At 68.1% G+C, this 16,908-nt stretch carries 14 protein-coding genes; 10 read left to right on the top strand and 4 right to left on the bottom strand.

Annotation, left to right across the window (positions count from 1 at the left end; translation table 11 throughout):
• Positions 1-283 precede the first annotated feature (283 nt).
• A complete protein-coding gene (locus tag ACLJOK_RS09805; RefSeq protein WP_410817756.1) occupies positions 284-664 on the bottom strand; it encodes a hypothetical protein in 381 nt (126 codons plus the stop codon).
• A 74-nt stretch (positions 665-738) separates the two neighbouring features.
• Between ACLJOK_RS09805 and ACLJOK_RS09800 the strand changes: the two genes are divergently transcribed.
• The 3 genes from ACLJOK_RS09800 (at position 739) to def (ending at position 6,613) form a co-directional block, all read left to right on the top strand.
• Complete coding sequence (locus ACLJOK_RS09800; protein WP_410817754.1) at positions 739-1,107, top strand: CU044_2847 family protein; 369 nt, start codon at positions 739-741, stop codon at positions 1,105-1,107.
• Positions 1,104-5,774, top strand: a complete 4,671-nt coding sequence (locus ACLJOK_RS09795; RefSeq protein WP_410817752.1) for an NACHT domain-containing protein — start codon at positions 1,104-1,106, stop codon at positions 5,772-5,774. The genes ACLJOK_RS09800 and ACLJOK_RS09795 overlap by 4 nt, the downstream gene beginning before the upstream one ends.
• Positions 5,775-5,878: 104 nt before the next feature.
• Positions 5,879-6,613 (top strand): peptide deformylase, encoded by a 735-nt coding sequence (gene def / locus ACLJOK_RS09790; RefSeq protein ID WP_410817750.1) that lies wholly within the window; start codon positions 5,879-5,881, stop codon positions 6,611-6,613.
• A 710-nt stretch (positions 6,614-7,323) separates the two neighbouring features.
• Here def and ACLJOK_RS09785 read toward each other — a convergent pair.
• From ACLJOK_RS09785 to ACLJOK_RS09775, 3 genes are all read right to left on the bottom strand, one after another.
• Entirely contained in the window at positions 7,324-8,430 is a 1,107-nt protein-coding gene (locus ACLJOK_RS09785) for a nucleotide disphospho-sugar-binding domain-containing protein (protein WP_410817749.1), read from the bottom strand.
• A 10-nt stretch (positions 8,431-8,440) separates the two neighbouring features.
• Entirely contained in the window at positions 8,441-9,763 is a 1,323-nt protein-coding gene (gene paaK / locus ACLJOK_RS09780; RefSeq protein ID WP_410817748.1) for a phenylacetate--CoA ligase PaaK, read from the bottom strand.
• Positions 9,764-9,841: 78 nt separating this feature from the next.
• The gene (locus ACLJOK_RS09775; RefSeq protein WP_091398381.1) at positions 9,842-10,291 is read right to left on the bottom strand and encodes a MarR family winged helix-turn-helix transcriptional regulator; all 450 of its coding nucleotides are present in this window, start codon (positions 10,289-10,291) and stop codon (positions 9,842-9,844) included.
• Positions 10,292-10,426: 135 nt separating this feature from the next.
• On the opposite strand from ACLJOK_RS09775, the gene ACLJOK_RS09770 reads away from it, so the two are divergent.
• The 7 genes from ACLJOK_RS09770 (at position 10,427) to ACLJOK_RS09740 (ending at position 16,906) form a co-directional block, all read left to right on the top strand.
• A complete protein-coding gene (locus tag ACLJOK_RS09770; RefSeq protein WP_410817746.1) occupies positions 10,427-11,647 on the top strand; it encodes an MFS transporter in 1,221 nt (406 codons plus the stop codon).
• Positions 11,648-11,789: 142 nt separating this feature from the next.
• Complete coding sequence (locus tag ACLJOK_RS09765) at positions 11,790-12,548, top strand: class I SAM-dependent methyltransferase (RefSeq protein WP_410817745.1); 759 nt, start codon at positions 11,790-11,792, stop codon at positions 12,546-12,548.
• A gap of 58 nt (positions 12,549-12,606) precedes the next feature.
• Positions 12,607-13,080: a fluoride efflux transporter FluC gene (locus tag ACLJOK_RS09760; RefSeq protein WP_410817743.1), complete on the top strand. Its 474-nt coding sequence runs from the start codon at positions 12,607-12,609 to the stop codon at positions 13,078-13,080.
• A complete protein-coding gene (gene crcB, locus ACLJOK_RS09755) occupies positions 13,077-13,439 on the top strand; it encodes a fluoride efflux transporter CrcB (protein WP_410817741.1) in 363 nt (120 codons plus the stop codon). The genes ACLJOK_RS09760 and crcB overlap by 4 nt, the downstream gene beginning before the upstream one ends.
• A gap of 115 nt (positions 13,440-13,554) precedes the next feature.
• Complete coding sequence (locus ACLJOK_RS09750) at positions 13,555-14,079, top strand: PadR family transcriptional regulator (RefSeq protein WP_091398392.1); 525 nt, start codon at positions 13,555-13,557, stop codon at positions 14,077-14,079.
• Positions 14,076-14,756: an ABC transporter ATP-binding protein gene (locus ACLJOK_RS09745; RefSeq protein WP_410817740.1), complete on the top strand. Its 681-nt coding sequence runs from the start codon at positions 14,076-14,078 to the stop codon at positions 14,754-14,756. The genes ACLJOK_RS09750 and ACLJOK_RS09745 overlap by 4 nt, the downstream gene beginning before the upstream one ends.
• The gene (locus ACLJOK_RS09740) at positions 14,753-16,906 is read left to right on the top strand and encodes an FtsX-like permease family protein (RefSeq protein WP_410817738.1); all 2,154 of its coding nucleotides are present in this window, start codon (positions 14,753-14,755) and stop codon (positions 16,904-16,906) included. Before ACLJOK_RS09745 ends, ACLJOK_RS09740 begins: the two co-directional genes overlap by 4 nt.
• Positions 16,907-16,908 lie beyond the last annotated feature (2 nt).

Genomic DNA, 16,908 nt, shown 5'->3' with positions numbered 1-16,908 from the left:
GCAGCCGAGCGCCCGTCCGGTGGGGCCACGCGGGGTGGGAGCATGATCATGGTCGAGTCAGTCGAGTCAGCTTCCCAGTCAGTCCACCGGCCCACGGGTCCGTCCAAGCGCCCGCGCACCCGTCGAACACACACCAATGCGCTCACCACCGGATCCGTCTATCTGGGTCTCGGTACACGCCAAGGTTGAGACGCACCAAGAATCATCACCGAGGTCGCCACAACTAGGGCAAGCTCTACCTATAAGCTGCCGTGATCGACCTGTACTCCCGTCGGCTCTTCGGCTACGCCATGAGCGCGCCTGCGCTGCAGAGTTGAACCCGGGCGACTCTGTCCATGGCTGCTGCGACCGGCCCGGCGACCTCGCAGATGTTGATACTGGCGTCCAGGTCGAGGGGTTCGGTCGTCGGGCCGTCGAGCACTGCGCTGAGATTTCCCTTGTAGGGGTCGATTCGCTCAAGGATGATCCGACCGGCCGACATCGCCAACAGTGCAGCGTTGCGACTGGAGGGCATCGAAACGCTTCCGGCGCGCCTGCGCAATGCGAAGCCGCGCCCTGCCGTGCTGCCTGCCCGTAACGCCTCATGGCATCCTTTGTCAAGAACATGACGGACTTCTATCGGAAATTTGATTGCACCAAGCTCCGCTTTAATTGCGAGCCACACTCCCTCATGCTGGGCTAGAGAATTCCTCCGGACGGAGGAGTTTCGAGGGCGAGCCTCCCCGCTAGCCTCTTGGCATGAGCCCATTTCCATCAGATGGCATGACTGTAATGGTTTCAACTGTTCTGCCGAGTGGTCGAGAGGTCCTCATTCCGGCGCCGCGTACAGAACATGCAGGAGAAGAGGGGCACTTCGGACAGTCGGACGGCTTTACGGACGTGGCCTTTCGGCTCGAGTTTAAGGATCTGGTAGATACCGCCACAGAGATTGCACTGATGCTGCGTGCGAGTATGGAGAAAATTCGCCCCCAGAAGGCCACCGTAGAACTTAGCATTGGAGTAGACGCTAAGAGCGGACAGCTCACCGCCTTCTTTGTCGAGGGTGGAGCGAATGGCGCTCTGAAACTCACACTCGAGTGGGGCGGACTGGCATCGGAGGTGGCATGACAACAGCGGTCGAGAATCTGCTGCGTAAATGCACTATTTTTCTACTAAACACACGCGAAATCGGAGTCGGCACGGGCTTCTTTGTCGCCGAGCGTTTAATTTTGACTGCGGCCCATGTTGTTATTAAGGCCTCTGGAGAAGTTCGTGGACGATGGGGAGGTCAGCCGCTCGGGCCGATCGAGGTGGTGTGGTGCCATCCAGAGCGCTCCAGCGCCGACGGCACGTGCCACCTTCCCGACCTGGCGCTGTTGCGACTACTCGACGACTCGGCCGCCGGGCACCCGTGCGTCCTTCTCGGTGAACGGCACCAGGGCAAGGAGTTGATTGCTGATGGCTATAGCCGCGGTGTCGTCGGCGGATTAGCGGCCGACAGTGCGCGGCTGCTTTACGAGAGCACTACTGTCGAGTCCGGCTTCGAGTTGATTAAAGTCAAGGACTCAATAATCGACGATGGCTTAAGTGGTGGCCCGCTGCTTGACCTGACTTCCGGACATGTGGTCGGTGTCACAAAAGCGCAACGTGCCGGGCGTTTGCCTATGGGTGGCGTAGCTGTCAGCGCGCGGACAATTCGAGACAGGTTTCCTGACCTCTGGGCTGCGAACTCGCGATTTCATCGCAGTGACCGCCGATGGCAATTTGCCTGCCTATCCGCTACCAGCATCCAGAACCCCGGCGCGGCAATGCGGGCCATGCTCGAACTCGTCCGGGACACCGTGCGTCGTCGACCTGTCATTGTGCCGCTGGACGGGGCCTCGAACGACGTTCACCAAATCCCGTCGGTGCGAGCCGAGCGCAGAGTCGGCCGGGATTCAGAAACATTGTCCGGTTCCAGCATCGCCGACGAGAGTGGGTCATCGGAGACCGAGGGAGTCTTCCGGTGGGCTCCGTTGCGTGTTCGCTGGTCTGCTGTGGTTCTGTCCGGGATGCCGGGGGTCGGGAAGTCATATCTACTCAATACGCATGCTGACGCCCTTGCTCGCCACGGCCTTGAACGGCTTGAAGAGTCGGAGGGCGTTGCACTGTCACTATCGGTTCCGATCCTTGTGGACTGCGCCGCGCTGGGTGCCGCCTTGCCGGACCGCTGCACCCGAGACGCCGTAGTCGAGGCACTGCTAGACACCTTCCGTGCTGCGGCGGATCCCGATCCCGACAGCGATCGGGACTGGGCAGGAGTAGAGGCGGTAGTACGGCTTGCCTACGGCGATGGACGCCTGGTCACATGTCTCGACGCACTCGACGAGGCCGGTGTCCGGGAACGCGAGCGGGTGATAAAAGTGCTGACCTACCTTGCCGAACGCGGCAATCGCGTCGTGGTGACCTCTAGGCCACAGCCGCGACTGCGCGACGACACTGGGAAGCTCCCCGGTTGTTTCCGCGGCGAGGTCGTGGGGTTTTCACCGGGTCAAACATTCGCCTTCGCGCGGGCATGGTTCGGTCGGCGACCTGGGCTCGCCGAGCGATTCGAGGGCGGCTTGAGGGACCGCCCAGAGTTGCGTGGCTTGGCTCGCGTCCCACTTCTGGCTGCGTTCCTCTGCCGGCTTGTGTCCGAAGGGGACGACGTCAGCGCGCTACCTACCTCAGCCGCAACACTTTATGAAGCCGTTGTTGACGCGGCTCTGCAAGGCCACTGGAGGGATTCCTTCCGACGTGCGGTGGATCCCGACAATCCGCCGGACAAGGTGCTGCGTTTACGCCTACTCACAGAAGCCATCGGCACTCTCACCCGGACCTGGCGATCGCGGGTTGACCGGTTCCCGGTACCCGACTTCGACGATCGCCTGGCCAGTCACCCTGACTACCGACGTGTCGTACTTGCCGCTGAGGCGCGAATGGCCGCCTGGAATGCGCTGCAGCCACGCGAGCGGGGAGGATTAGTGCATCCGTCCCCAGTGCGCTGGGAGTACCTGTTCGACGGACTGATGGTCCATGACGCCGACAGCGGAAGCGCTATGCTGAGGTTTGCGCACCCGGTGCTCGGTGAGTACTGCGTGGCGGCTCATGTGGCCAGGCTGGACGACGACGGGCTCCGGGATGCGGTCCAGGAGCATCGATGGTTCGATCCATCCTGGGACCAGATATGGCCGATCTCGGCGGCGGCGATGGCTGACCCGAATCGCCTGGTTCGACTCTTTATTGACACCGAAGGCGATGGTTGGCACGAGCAATTGTTTCTGGCTAGCAGGTGTGTGGTCGCAGCGTTGGGCAGGATCGAGCCGGACTTGTCTGAGCGGGTTGTTGCGGGCGTTTCTCGAGCAGCGCGCGCATGGCGCCCGTTTGATCGGGACCGGGCTCTATTGCACCTCAGCGAACTGGTCAACGCGAACGTTCCAGGGGCAGCGACGGCGGCGCGGGCGATAGCAGCAGACACCACCCTGCCGCGTCGGACTCGGTTGTTTGCTGCCGCAGGCCTCGCTGAGGTATCCGACATGCAGGGACTTCGGGTCGCACGTGAGTCGATCGCAGACCGCGGCGTTCCGGCTACATACCGTGCGTGGCTGGTCCACGCGGTTGTGTTGGCCGAGGACCCGGAGGGGTTGGAGAGAGTCGCGCACGCGGTCCGGCACGCACGGCAGTCTGGTGAACTCCGGCAGATCCTCGCGGCGATCCCGGTCGAAATCCGGGCAGGTGCGGACCTGGTTGAGAGCGTGCTTCGGGACCACTCGGCGTCCGTTGCGATCCGGGCAGCGGCCGGTCGAGCCCTCATACGGATTGCAAGTGCGCAAACGATCAGCATGGTCAGGAGCCTCGCCGCCGATCCTCTGACCGTGTGGAATCTACGAGCGGCGCTCCTGGCGGAGTTGTTGGCGATCGGTGAGGTCGACCTCGTCTTGGACGGAGTCACCGTCCTTGAGGACCCCAGCGTTACCGGCGCGCCGGCGGTCGCCCTCCTGGAGAGCCTCATTCGAAGCGGGGAGACAGTAGTCCTACAGCGCGCACGGGACATGTTGAGTGCCCGTAACATCGATTGGTTGCACCGCAGACGGTTGGCAGAGGCCGTGATCGAACTCGGTGTGGACGGCGTCGAGATGCTTCGAGATCTGGTCGACTCTGCAATTGCCGTCGATCTGAAGCTCCGGCCGATTGTCGCTCTTGTCCAGGCTGGCGTTGCCATGGATGTGGCCAACCGCGTCGTGGGTGACACCGGCGCCCCGGCGTGGATCCGTACCCGGGTGGCCTGCGCCCTTCTCAAGGCCGGCGATCAGTCGATGAACTCGGCCACGCTGACGGAGTTGGCACACGATCCAGACCTGGACCACGCTTTCCAAGCAGAGCTGATTGCGGCGATGGCCGCACGCGACCTGCCGCAGGCGGAGGCGGCGGCAGTTGAGCTCCTCGAGCGGGAGGCGCGCAAGGCGGGCAGTTCCTATGCCGGAAGTCAAGCACTGACGGAGGCATTGGGGACCGCTGGGCGGGGCGGCCTTAATCTGCTGTCCCGGATTGCTGGCGACACTGATCTCGCCGAGGAAGACAGAGCACAGGCGATCATCGCACTTGCTGAGGTTGAACCGGCTCTTGCCGGCAAGTTGGCCGTTCCAATGTTGGGCGGCTTCACCGCGTTCGTGCGGTCCCGTCTGGTAATCCTCCTTGCCGAAAGGGGATCGGTCGGGATCGCCGCAGAACTGACAGCACTTCTCGCCACCGATCTGGAGGCGTACACCGCGCTGTTCAAGCTGCTCGAGAGTGCGTGGTCGAATCGGGCGCTCATCGAGCAACTCCTGCCGTTCGGTGAGGAGACGCCGCAACCCTTGCCGCGGCCGGAGACCGGCGTTCAGTTGGATGACGCCTACCTCGAAGCATGCGGCTTGTCCTGGTCATCCGTCGCGCAGAAGAAGAGATTGCGTTCACGCATCCGGGGCATGCTCGAAACTCAGGTCGGTGCGAAGCTGTTTACCTTCCTAACCTCAGGACAGGTTGCTGAGTTCAACGAGCTGAGCAGTGACGAGGAGCGGCTGGAATTTCTCGCGTCCCGCGCCTCGGGATACGAGGAGATGATTGACCGTCAGGCCGCGATCCTTCAACAGGAAATTCGTGCCGATACGACAATTGTCGACGACCGTGAGGAGCAACTGCCGCCGCTGATACGACTAGCTCACACAGCTACACTCCTCGCGGAGTGGGGTGAAATGATTACGACCAATGGGCAGGTTGCGGCAGCGGAATTTCTCATTGCTAACAGGAGCTTCGTTGTTTCGCCGGAGGCCCTGGCAGTCCTTGAACTCTCATGTCGAATGGACAGCAGGTACGGTCTACACGAAGGATTGCACTTCATCGTTCGCACGGCGCTGGACCTTGGTATTCCGGCGGCCTCGCAGTTCCTCGTCAACAGTGACCACAGGCACGACATTTACTGCGAGATTCTCGCCGACAGCAATGGCCGAGAACTGCTGCACGCGGGCTTGGCTGGCCTGGTGCTCTCCCCTGAATCAGCGTCGACCTACTTTTATGCTTCGCTGGGTGCGATGATATCCGGGCTGAAAGAATTGAGCGTTCGCCTGATGCGCGAGAGCGACCAGTATGCCGACGACCTGCAGCGGGCGCAGGGCCGTACAACGATCCGGCGCGAGGCCGAGCGGCTGGGCTGGACTACGGTAGACACCGCGAGACTACTAGACACGCTGCGTCCGCCTATGGACGGCAACGATGAGCAGCAGGTAGGCCCGCAATGAATGATAGATCGGCGAGGAAGGCGAGGTCATCGGCCCGAAAAGGAGCGGCACCGTGCTCGGTCCGCAGTGGCGATCTTCGCTGCGCAGCAATCAACGAGATTGTGATGAAGAGCCCAGATGGCGGCTCGGTCGAGGCGTATGCTGCCTGCTCTTGTGGCCGCCGATACCCACTTTCGCTAGCGGCCCGGACTAAGTTGCTCGCTCATCTATCGAACGATGAGAATTTGGCACGGGCCTTGAGCACAATCGAAGCCGCCGCCTTCGACCAGCAGCTTCTACGAGATCTGTGGCCAGCCGACCGAATCAGTAAACTCGCCATGCCAGGGGTGGTGCCTGTCGGAACGCCAGTGCTTCACCGGCCGGTCGAGCCGGTTCGGCTGATCACCAGAGGATTAGTCAAGCTCGGATTGCACATGACTTCGGTGATGCATCAGGCCCAGGGCATCGGTCTGGCCGCGAACCAGGTTGGTGCGCCGGTCCGGATGTGTACCCATAAACTGGGCGCGGTCGCGCCGACGACGCTGATCAACCCGGAGATACTGAAATCCGCCGGAGTCTGGGAATACACCGAAGGATGTCTGTCGCTGAGCGTCGACGGTGCAGCCGCACCAGTGGTCCGGCCGAAGACCCTGCTGATCCGTGCACTGACCCTCGACGGCAGGGCGTTCATTGCGAACGCCGATGAACTGTTCGCTCGTGTCCTGCAGCACGAAGTTGATCATCTCAACGGCATTGAGTACGTTCAGCGACTGACTGGGCTTGAGCGCACCCGGGTCTACCTTGTCATGAACGAACATGATATTGACCACTCCTGGATGCCGCCCGCCCCCTATGGATAGCTGCACACCTATGGCCGACCCGGCCACCGACCCGAGAGGTGGCTAGGTGACGTTGGCCGTGGGCCAAAGCGTCTGCTCAACTAGGACTGACCATTATCCGGGGCGGGGTTGGTTACGCCGCCTTCGTTGTTGGGTGGGCCCCAGCGGTGTTTTCGTTCGCTGCGCCGCATGTGCGTGTTCGCGGCGTGGGGCGGCAAAGACGTCGGGATGGCGGGCGTTGGCGTTGCGCTGGCGTTGGTATCGGTGCAGGTGACGGCCCGACGGGCGGTGACCGGCACTCTATTACCGACAGCCGAGGCAAGCATCACCATCGCCCGGCGAAGTCCACCGGTAAACCCGTCCCCCGACGGACGAGACGTTGCAGCTGCTGACCTTCCGGATCGCTTAATCGGTGTACTCGAACAGGTTCTGCCACCCCCGCAGCCTCGACCGCCGACGGACTTAATAGCGGACCTGGACCGGCGTTTCGCCCCGCCCGGACAACGTTTGTGATCAGGGAAGAATAGGACCTGGCGTGGACCTGCTGGGCCAACTCGCCGCAGCAAGTACCCGACAGATGACCGCCTATGGCACAGCGTGCTCGGTCCTATGACGAGGCGGGTTCAAAATTACCTAGGCAGCCATCTAGGCCCTGACCAGCTTCTTGCTGGTCAGGGCCTAGATGGCTGTGCACCCCCAGAGACTTGAACTCCGAACTCGCGGATCAAGAGTCAGACCAGTGCCGCCAGCCGCGCGACCAGGTCGGTCGGTGGCGGCATCGCGGCGATCTCGCGGCTGACCTGCGCGGCGGCGGTACGCAGGCGCTCGTCGGTGAGCAGTTGGGTCAGCGCCCGCGCGGTGATGTCCCGGGGGCGCAGCGCCAGGCCGGCGCCCCGGCGGGCCACCAGCTCGGCGTTGTGCCGCCGGTCCCCCGGACCAGTGGTGGCCAGCTGGGGCAGACCGGCGGCGAGGGCGCCGAAGGCGCTGCCCGCACCACCGTGGTGCACCAGCGCCGCGCTCGCCGGCAACGCCTCGTCGAGCGGTATCCAGTCGACCACCCGCACGTTGCCGGGCAACGAGCGGGCCGACCGCTCGTCGGGGCGGACCAGCACGATCTCGGCGTCCACCTCGGCGGCGGCGGCCACCACGGCGGGCATCAGCCCCCGGTCGCCGGGGCCGGTCAGGGTGCTGCGGGTGACCAGGATCCGGGGGCGCTCACCCGGCTCGCGCAGCCAGGCCGGCAGCTCACCGCCGCCGACATAGGACGTGTAGCGCATCGGCCAACCGCCCTGGGTGGCAACGCTGGGTGGGGCCACGGCGAGGGCGGCGGCCGGCGCGGGTAGCTCGGTGAGGCCGTGCCGGCGCAGCGCGGCGCCGAGTCGGGCGACGGTGGCGCGGACCAGGTCCCGGCCGTCGAAGAGGGCGTTCTCCTGGCGTACGGCCGGCACGTCGAGCCGCGCGGCGGCCACCGCACCGGCGACCGCGAACGGCTCGTACAGCACCAGATCCGGCCGCCACTGGGTGGCCAGCGCGACCACCGGGTCGGTGAGCTTTTCGTTGAGCGCGCCGAACAGCAGGCCGGCGCCCCGGGTGCCGGCGGTGCCGGCCATCTCCGCCCGCGCGATCAGCGGATGGCGGGGAAAGACCCGCAGCGCGATCCGGCCGAATTCGAAGCCCGGCGCGACATCGTGCACCGGCAGACCGGCATCGGCGGCGGCCAGAGCACCACCGCCGGTGGCCACCAGCACGTCGTGGCCGGCGTCGCGGAGCGCGACCGCGAGCGGCACCAGCGGGAAGACGTGCCCGACGAGCGGGGCGGAGACGACCAGCACGCGCATGGGCAGGATCCTATGTCGACGGCGAGGTCGAGGCAGGCCGCTGGTCGACGATGCGGCGCATCTTGCCCATCGACCGTTCCACGCTGTCGGGGGCGAGGACGTCGACCGCCACGCTCACGCCGATGGTGTTCTTCACCAGTTGAACCAGCCTGCCGCCGGCCCGCTCGGCGGCGTCCACGTGGACGTCGGCCCGCCGCTCCACCCGCACCGTCAGGGTGTCCAGCCGGCCGTGCCGATCGAGGACGCACTGGAAGTGCGGCGAGAGCTGCGGGGTGCGCAGGATCAGCTCCTCGATCTGGGTGGGGAAGATGTTCACCCCACGCAGGATCATCATGTCGTCGGTCCGGCCGGTGATCTTCTCGATCCGGCGCATCGGCCGGGCGGTGCCGGGCAGCAGCCGGGTCAGGTCGCGGGTGCGGTAGCGCACGACCGGCATCGCCTCCTTGGTCAGGGAGGTCAACACCAGCTCACCCCGCTCACCGTCGGGCAGCACCGCCCCGGTGACCGGGTCGATGATCTCCGGGTAGAAGTGGTCCTCCCAGAGGTGCAGCCCGTCCTTGGTCTCGACGCACTCGGTCGCCACGCCGGGGCCCATCACCTCGGAGAGCCCGTAGATGTCGACGGCGTGGATGTCCAGCTGCTGCTCGATCTCGCGGCGCATGTCCTCGGTCCACGGCTCGGCGCCGAAGATGCCCACTTGCAGTGAGGTGGCGCGCGGGTCGATGCCCTGGCGGCGCATCTCGTCGACGATGGCCAGCAGGTAGCTGGGCGTGACCATGATGACCTCGGGCTCGAAGTCGCGGATCAGCATGACCTGACGCTCGGTCATGCCACCGGAGACCGGGATGACAGTGCAGCCCAGCTCCTCGGCCCCGTAGTGCGCGCCCAGGCCGCCGGTGAAGAGCCCGTAGCCGTACGCGACGTGCACCCGGTCGCCGGGACGGCCGCCGGAGGCGCGGATCGACCGGGCCATCAGCCGCGCCCAGGTGCGCAGGTCGTTGCGGGTGTAGCCGACCACTGTCGGCCGGCCGGTGGTGCCGGAGGAGGCGTGCAGGCGGGCGACCCGCTCCCGGGGTACGGCGAACATGCCGAACGGGTAGTTCTCCCGCAGCTCCGCCTTCCCGGTGAACGGGAAGCGCGCCAGGTCGTCGAGATCCCGGCAGTCGTCGGGGTGCACGCCGGCCTCGTCGAACGCCCGGCGGTAGTGCGGCACGTTGTCGTACGCGTGCCGCAGCGACCAGCGCAGTCGGTCACGTTGCAGGGCGCGCAGCTCGTCGATGCCGGCGCGCTCGATCGGCTCCAGCTCCTCCGGACGAGGGGTGCGGTCCTGCATCGGCTGCCTCCTTGGCGCGGCGGTCCCGGTGGGGCTGCGGGTACCGTACGCCCGCTGTCGCCGGGGCCGGCGGGGCGGTCAGCGCGTGGCCGGCAGCCGGTGCAGGGCGTCGACCAGCGGCGCCAGCTCCGGGGTGGCCTCCGCCTGGGCGAGCGCGTCGGTGAGCACCCGGTCGTGGGTCGGTCGGGTCTGGGCGAGCAGTTCGGAGCCGGCCGGGGTCAGCTCGGTGTAGATGCCGCGCCGGTCGTCGGCGCAGAGGATGCGGGTGAGCAGCCCCCGCTGTTCGAGGCGGGTGACCAGCCGGGTGGTGGCGCTGCCGGAGAGCGCGGCGGCGCGGGCGAGCTGGCTCATCCGCATGTGCCAGCCGTCCTGCCGGGAGAGCGCGTCGAGCACCGTGTATTCGACGACGGAGAGGTCGTGGCCGGCCTGGAGGGCCCGCTCCAGGGATGTCTCGATCAGCCCGTGCAGGGCGGCGAGGGTGCGCCAGCCCTGCGCGCGGATCTCGACCGCGTCGTCGGCGATGCCCATGCCGGCCTCCTGGGTGTGATCTGAACGGACCCCAGGCTATCACGCTTGCGCCGATATAAAGCGCGTGCAAGTATTTCGTTGCTGGCGCGTGTAGTTGCACGCGCCGTATATCTGACCCCTCCCGATGGGAAGACCATGTCCGTACGCCACAAGTCCCTGCCGCCCGGCCTGATCGCTCTGGCCATCGGCGCCTTCGGCATCGGACTCACCGAATTCGTGATCATGGGGCTGTTGCCCGAGGTGGCCGCCGACTTCGCGGTCACCGAGCCGGTGGCCGGCTGGCTGATCTCCGGCTACGCGCTCAGCGTGGCCGTCGGCGGCGTCGCCCTCACCGCGGCGGTCACCCGCCTCCCGCGCAAACCCGTGCTGCTCGGCCTGATGGTGCTCTTCATCATCGGCAACCTGCTCTCCGCCGTCGCCGGCGACTACGCCGTGATGATGGCCGGCCGGATCGTCGCCGCGCTCTGCCACGGCGCGTTCTTCGGGATCGGTGCCGTGGTCGCCGCCGGCCTGGTCGCACCGGCCCGCCGGGCGGGCGCCATCGCCATGATGTTCGCCGGCCTGACCATCGCCAACGTGCTCGGCGTGCCCTTCGGCACCTTCCTCGGGCAGCACTTCGGCTGGCGGTCGACGTTCTGGGCGATCACCGCCATCGGGGTGGTTGCTCTGATCGGGCTGGCCCTGCTGATCCCGGCGGGCGACACCGCCAACGCCGACCGCCCGGCCGGGGGGCTGCGCGGCGAGCTGCGCGCCTTCACCCACCCGCAGGTCTGGCTCTCCCTGGTGATCACCGTCCTGGGCTTCGGCGGGATGTTCGGCGCGTTCACCTACATCGCCTACACGTTGACCGAGGTCAGCGGCTTCGCCACCAGCACGGTGCCGTGGCTGCTCGTCCTCTTCGGCGTGGGGCTCTTCGCGGGCAACCTGCTCGGCGGCCGGGCGGCGGACAGGTCACTGTCGCGCACGCTGGTCACCGTCCTGGCGGTGCTCACCGTGGTGCTCGTCGGCTTTGCGCTGACCGCCACGAACCCGCTGCTGACCATCGTCGCGCTGGTGCTGATGGGCGGGTTCGGCTTCGCCACAGTGCCGCCGCTGCAAATGCGGATCATGCGGTACGCCCACCAGGCGCCGACCCTGGCGTCCGGGGCGAACATCGCCGCGTTCAACCTCGGCAACGCGTTGGGCGCGTGGATCGGCGGGGTGACCATCGCCGCCGGACTCGGCTACACCTCGCCGATCTGGGCCGGCGCCGCACTCACAGTCATCGGCCTGGTCGTACTCCTCGGCGCGCTGCGGCTCGCGCGCCGCGACGAGCCGGCCCCGGCCGACGCGAGCCTGGTGGACGCCCCGGTCTGACCTCGCCGGCAGGAGGACGCCGGGCCGGGCGGATGCCCGACCCGGCGTCACTCTGATCATCGCCCTGCCATCTTCTCGCAATTGCAAAAGATGTGCAACAAGGTCTGGACAACCCGCTCGTGCCGTAACTAGCCTGATCGCCATGAGTCCTTACATTGTGGATCCCTGGGCCTGGCAGGAGAGCTGGGACCGTCAGCAGGAGGCCTACCTCCCGGACCGGGAACACCGCTTCACCGCCATGCTCGACACCGTCGACGCGGTCCTCGACGGCCGGCCGCCGCGCGTGCTCGACCTGGCCGGCGGCACCGGCACCATCTCGCTGCGGACGCTGGCGCGCTTTCCCGCCGCCGAGACCACACTGGTCGACCTCGACCCGGCGCTGCTCGCCATCGCCGACGCCTCGCTGGCCGATCGGGCCACCATCATCACGGCCGACCTCGGCACCCCCGAGTGGCGCTCCACGCTGCCGCACGAGGAGTACGACGCAGTGCTCACCGCCACCGCCCTGCACTGGCTGCCGGCCGAGCGGCTCGGGCAGCTCTACGCCGAGCTGCGCGACGTGCTGCGGCCGGGCGGCGTCTTCGTCAACGCCGATCACATGCCCGACGACACACTGCCGGAGCTGACCAAGCGGCTGATGGACCGGGCCCGGGACCGGCGCAACGCCCGGTACGCCGCCGGCTCGATGCTGTCCTGGTCGGACTGGTGGGAGCGGGCCGGCGCCGACCCAGCGCTCGCCCCGCTGGTCGCCCAGCGACACGCCATCTACCCGACCGGACACAGCCCCGAGTGGAACCCCCCGGTCTCCTGGCACCTTGCCGCGCTCACCGCGGCCGGCTTCAGCGAGGTCGGCACGGTCTGGCGAGGCGGCTCGGACGCCGCCGTCGCTGCGGTGCGCTGACGCCGCTGTCGCCGGCAGTTTGCTGACGCGGCTCTCGCCGGCACTACGCTGAGGAGTCGTGCCAGAGCCGTTCGAGCCGCGTACCGACCCCGACGTCGACCTGCGCGTCCCCGCCGACCGCAGCGAGCTGACCGCGCGCCCCGCGACGGTCCTCGCCGCGATTGCGGCCGGCGGGGTGCTCGGCGCGCTGGCCCGGGCCGGCCTGCAACACGCCGTTCCGCACCCTCCGACCGGCTTCGGTTGGGCCACGTTCACCATCAACACGTTCGGCTGCCTGCTGATCGGCGTGCTGATGGCAGTGCTCGGGCACCTCGACGGTGGCCCTCCGCTGGCTCGCCCGTTCCTCGGGGTCGGGGTGCTCGGCGGGTTCACCACCTTCTCCACCTACGCGGTCGACGTCCAGCAGGCGATCGTCGCGGGCGCACCGGGCACCGCGCTGGCGTACCTCGCCGCGACGCTGCTCGGGGCGCTCGTCGCGGTCGCCCTGGGCGACGCCGTCACCGCCGGGCTGCTGCGTCGGGCGGCCCGATGACCGTCCTGCTCATCGCCCTGGGCGCGGCCGTCGGCGCGCCGTTGCGCTATCTCACCGACCGGGCCGTGCAGTCCCGGCACGGCTCGGCGTTCCCCTGGGGCACGTTGCTCGTCAACGTGGTCGGGTCGCTGTTGCTCGGCGTCCTGGTCGGGTGGCCGGCCGGCCCGGCGGTCAGCGCGTTGCTCGGCACCGGTTTCTGCGGTGCGCTGACCACCTACTCCACCTTCAGCTACGAGACGCTGCGGCTGACCAGGGGCGGCCATCGGCTCCTCGCGCTGGCCAACGTGCTCGGCAGCGTGGCCGCCGGGCTCGCCGCTGCCACCGCCGGCTACGCAGTGGCCCGCGCCCTGACCGGCTGACCGCACACCAGCCGCGCCGCGCCCGATTCCATCCCCACCAACGCCTGGACCAGGGCCAACCCACAACACACCGAGGGTATATACGCGAGGTATACCCTGGGTGTAGTCTCCTGGCATGAGCGTGCCACTGACCCTTCTCGGCCTCCTCGAACGCGAACCCAGCCACGGTTACGACCTGAAGCGCGACTACGACGCCTTCTTCGGCCGGGGCAAGCCACTGCCGTTCGGCCAGGTCTACTCCACCCTCAGCCGACTGGCCCGCGACGGCAAGGTGGTGATCAGCGACGTCGCCCCCGGCTCCGGCCCCGACCGCAAGCGCTACATCATCACCGACGTCGGCGCGACCGAGGTCGAGCAGTGGCTGACCCAGCCGGTCGACCCGGAGCCACACCTGCAGACGGTGCTCTTCGCCAAGGTCGTGCTCGCGCTGATGCTGGACCGGCCGGCCGCCGAGTACCTCGACACCCAGCGCAGCGCGCACCTGCACCGGATGCGTGAGCTGACCGAGATCAAGCGCGCCGGCAGCCTGGTCGACGCGCTGCTCGCCGACCACGGCCTCTACCACCTGGAGGCAGACCTGCGGTGGATCGAGATGACCGGCGCCCGACTGGACGCCCTGCGGAAAGAGGTACGGCCGTGAGCGCCGTGATCGAAGCGCGTGACGTGGAGTTCTCCTTCGGTCAGACCCCCGCCCTTCGCGGCGCGAGCGTCGCCGTCGAGGCGGGCGAGATCCTCGCCGTCATGGGCCCCAGCGGCTCGGGCAAGTCCACCCTGTTGCACTGCCTGGCCGGCATCCTGGTGCCCGACTCCGGCGAGATCCTCTTCGACGGGGCCCGCGTGCACGCCATGGCCGAGACCGAGCGCAGCAGCCTGCGCCGGGACCGGTTCGGTTTCGTGTTCCAGTTCGGTCAACTCGTCCCCGAGCTGACCGCTGTGGAGAACGTCGCGCTGCCGCTGCTGCTCAGCGGCGTACACCGCAAGCAGGCGCTTCCCAAGGCCGAAGCCTGGTTCACGCGCCTCGGGCTGGACGGCCTGGAGCAGCGGCGCTCCGGTGAGCTCTCCGGCGGGCAGGCGCAACGGGTGGCCCTGGCTCGCGGCCTGGTCGCCGAGCCCCAGGTGCTCTTCGCCGACGAGCCGACCGGCGCGCTCGACTCGCTCACCGGCGAGCAGGTGATGGACCTGCTGGTCGGCGCCGCCCGCGAGCAGGGCACCACGGTCATCCTGGTGACCCACGAGCCGAGGATCGCGGCGTACGCCGACCGCGAGGTCATGGTCCGCGACGGGCGCGTGAACGCGCCGGACCGGATCGCCTCGTGATTCGCTTCGGGCTCCGCCTCGCCGTGGCCGGCGGCCGTGAGGCGCTCACCCGCCTGATCGTCATCGCCGCCGCCGTCGCGATCGGCAGCGGGCTGCTGCTGACCACCCTCGCCGGGGTCAACGCTGTCAACTCCCAGCTCACCCGGTACGCGTCGATGTATCCCAGCGCCTCGGCCGGCGACGCCGACCCGCTGTGGTGGTCGAACCGGCAGGACTTCTTCCACGGTGAGCAGATCATCCGGCTCGACGTCGCGGCGACCGGCTCGACAGCGCCCACCCCTGTCGGTATCCCCACCACCCCGGGTCCCGGCGAGTACTACGCCTCGCCCGCGTTCCGCGAACTGCTGGCCGCCCACCCGGCCGACCAACTGGCGGACCGCTACCCGGGGCGTGACCTGGGCACCGTTGGCCCGGCCGCGCTGACCTCGCCGGACGCCCTGCTCGTCATCGCCGGCGGCACTCCCGACCAGGTCGCCAAACTGCCCAACGCGCAGAAGGTCACCAGCGTCGGCGAGACCCCAGCCCTCCCCGAGGCCACTGTGAACCTCATCCTGGGCGTGATCGCCGGTGGGTTGCTGTTCCCGGTGCTGATCTTCATCGGCACTGCCACCCGGCTCAGCGCCGCCCGTCGGGAGCAGCGTTTCGCCGCGATGCGCCTGGTCGGCGCGACGCCTCGGCAGATCTCGATGGTCGCCGCCGTGGAGGCGGCAGCCGCCGCCGTCGCCGGCACCGCCGTCGGCTTCGGCCTGTTCTACGCCTTCCGCGACCCGCTCGCGAGCATCCCGTTCACCGGCATGCCGTTCTTCCCCAGCGACATGTCCCTGGGGGTGCTGGACGTCCTGCTGGTGGCGCTCGGCGTCCCGGCCGGCGCGGCGCTGGCGGCGCAGGTCTCGCTGCGCCGGGTCCGGATCTCACCGCTGGGCGTCACCCGACGGGTCACTCCCCGGGCGCCGCGCGCGTACCGGCTGATCCCGATGGCGCTCGGCGTCGCCGTGCTGTTCTTCGCCATCGGCTTCCGGCCCGAGACGTCCGACGGCCAGGCCGCGGTGTTCCTGCCCGGCCTGCTGCTCATCATGGCCGGCCTGGTCTTCGCCGGCCCGTGGTTGACGATGGTCGGCGCCCGGGTGATGGCCCGGTACGCCAACCGCCCGGCCACGCTCATCGCCGCGCGCCGCCTCGCCGACAACCCGAAGGCCGGCTTCCGGGCGATCAGCGGCATCATGCTGGCGCTCTTCGTCACGAGCGTGTCCGTCGGCGTGATCACCACGATCGTCGCCAACCGCGGCCCGGCGCCCGCCGGCTCGACCGACGCGGGCACGGTGACCACCGTCTTCGACGAGGAGACGGCGTCGGTGCCCGAGCCGGTCCTCGCCGAGTTGCGGGCGATCACCGGGGTGCGCTCCGCGACCGCCATCCGCGAGAACCCGGTGGTGACCGACTCCGGCGAGGTCGGGGTGATCGCGTGCACCGACCTCCCGAGCGCGTACGGCCGGTGCGCCGACGACGCGAGCGTCATCGAGGTGCCGTACGGCCTCAGCCGCTGGCGGGAATCGGCGTCGTCCGCGACGGTCTGGCCCGCCGCCTCGCTCACCCTCGACGAACTCCAGCGGCTACCGGTCGGCGCGATGGTCGTCGGCACGGACGGCTCCGCCGCCGCCGTCGAGCGCACCCGCACCGTGCTGGAGGTCGCCTTCCCGACCTTCTGGGTGGGGCCGAACGTGCCCGGCGACTTCGAGTCGGACTTCGCGAACACGCTGCGCGGCTGGGAGCAGCTGGCCAACGTCATCATCATCGCCAGCCTCGCGCTCGGCGGGTGCAGCCTCGCGGTGAGCGTCATCGGCGGTCTCACCGAACGCCGACGCCCGTTCAGCCTGCTGCGCCTCAGCGGCGCTCCGGTGCGGGTCCTGCGTCGGGTGGTGGCGTTGGAGAGCGCCGTGCCGATGCTCGCCGTCGCCGCCGTCGCCATCGGCATGGGCCTCCTCGCCGCCCACCTGTTCCTCCGGGCGCAGATGGACTACACCCTCGTCGCACCGCAGCCGGGCTTCTACGTGATCGTCGTAGTCGGGTTGGCAGCCTGCCTCGGCGTCATCGCCTCCACCCTGCCACTGCTGGAACGCATCACCGGGCCGGAGACCGCCCGCAGCGAGTAGTC

The organism is Micromonospora sp. 050-3 (genome assembly GCF_046549335.1).
GTDB classification, from domain to species: Bacteria; Actinomycetota; Actinomycetes; order Mycobacteriales; family Micromonosporaceae; genus Micromonospora; species Micromonospora trifolii.
This window is presented reverse-complemented; position numbering and strand designations above follow the sequence as displayed.

Excerpts from the sequence above, each read along its gene's own strand:
- ACLJOK_RS09800 (WP_410817754.1), top strand. The coding sequence starts at position 739 with ATGAGCCCATTTCCATCAGATGGCATGACTGTAATGGTTTCAACTGTT.
- ACLJOK_RS09795 (WP_410817752.1), top strand. The coding sequence starts at position 1,104 with ATGACAACAGCGGTCGAGAATCTGCTGCGTAAATGCACTATTTTTCTA.
- def (WP_410817750.1), top strand. The coding sequence starts at position 5,879 with ATGAAGAGCCCAGATGGCGGCTCGGTCGAGGCGTATGCTGCCTGCTCT.
- ACLJOK_RS09785 (WP_410817749.1), bottom strand. The coding sequence starts at position 8,430 with ATGCGCGTGCTGGTCGTCTCCGCCCCGCTCGTCGGGCACGTCTTCCCG.
- paaK (WP_410817748.1), bottom strand. The coding sequence starts at position 9,763 with ATGCAGGACCGCACCCCTCGTCCGGAGGAGCTGGAGCCGATCGAGCGC.
- ACLJOK_RS09775 (WP_091398381.1), bottom strand. The coding sequence starts at position 10,291 with ATGGGCATCGCCGACGACGCGGTCGAGATCCGCGCGCAGGGCTGGCGC.
- ACLJOK_RS09770 (WP_410817746.1), top strand. The coding sequence starts at position 10,427 with ATGTCCGTACGCCACAAGTCCCTGCCGCCCGGCCTGATCGCTCTGGCC.
- ACLJOK_RS09765 (WP_410817745.1), top strand. The coding sequence starts at position 11,790 with ATGAGTCCTTACATTGTGGATCCCTGGGCCTGGCAGGAGAGCTGGGAC.
- crcB (WP_410817741.1), top strand. The coding sequence starts at position 13,077 with ATGACCGTCCTGCTCATCGCCCTGGGCGCGGCCGTCGGCGCGCCGTTG.
- ACLJOK_RS09750 (WP_091398392.1), top strand. The coding sequence starts at position 13,555 with ATGAGCGTGCCACTGACCCTTCTCGGCCTCCTCGAACGCGAACCCAGC.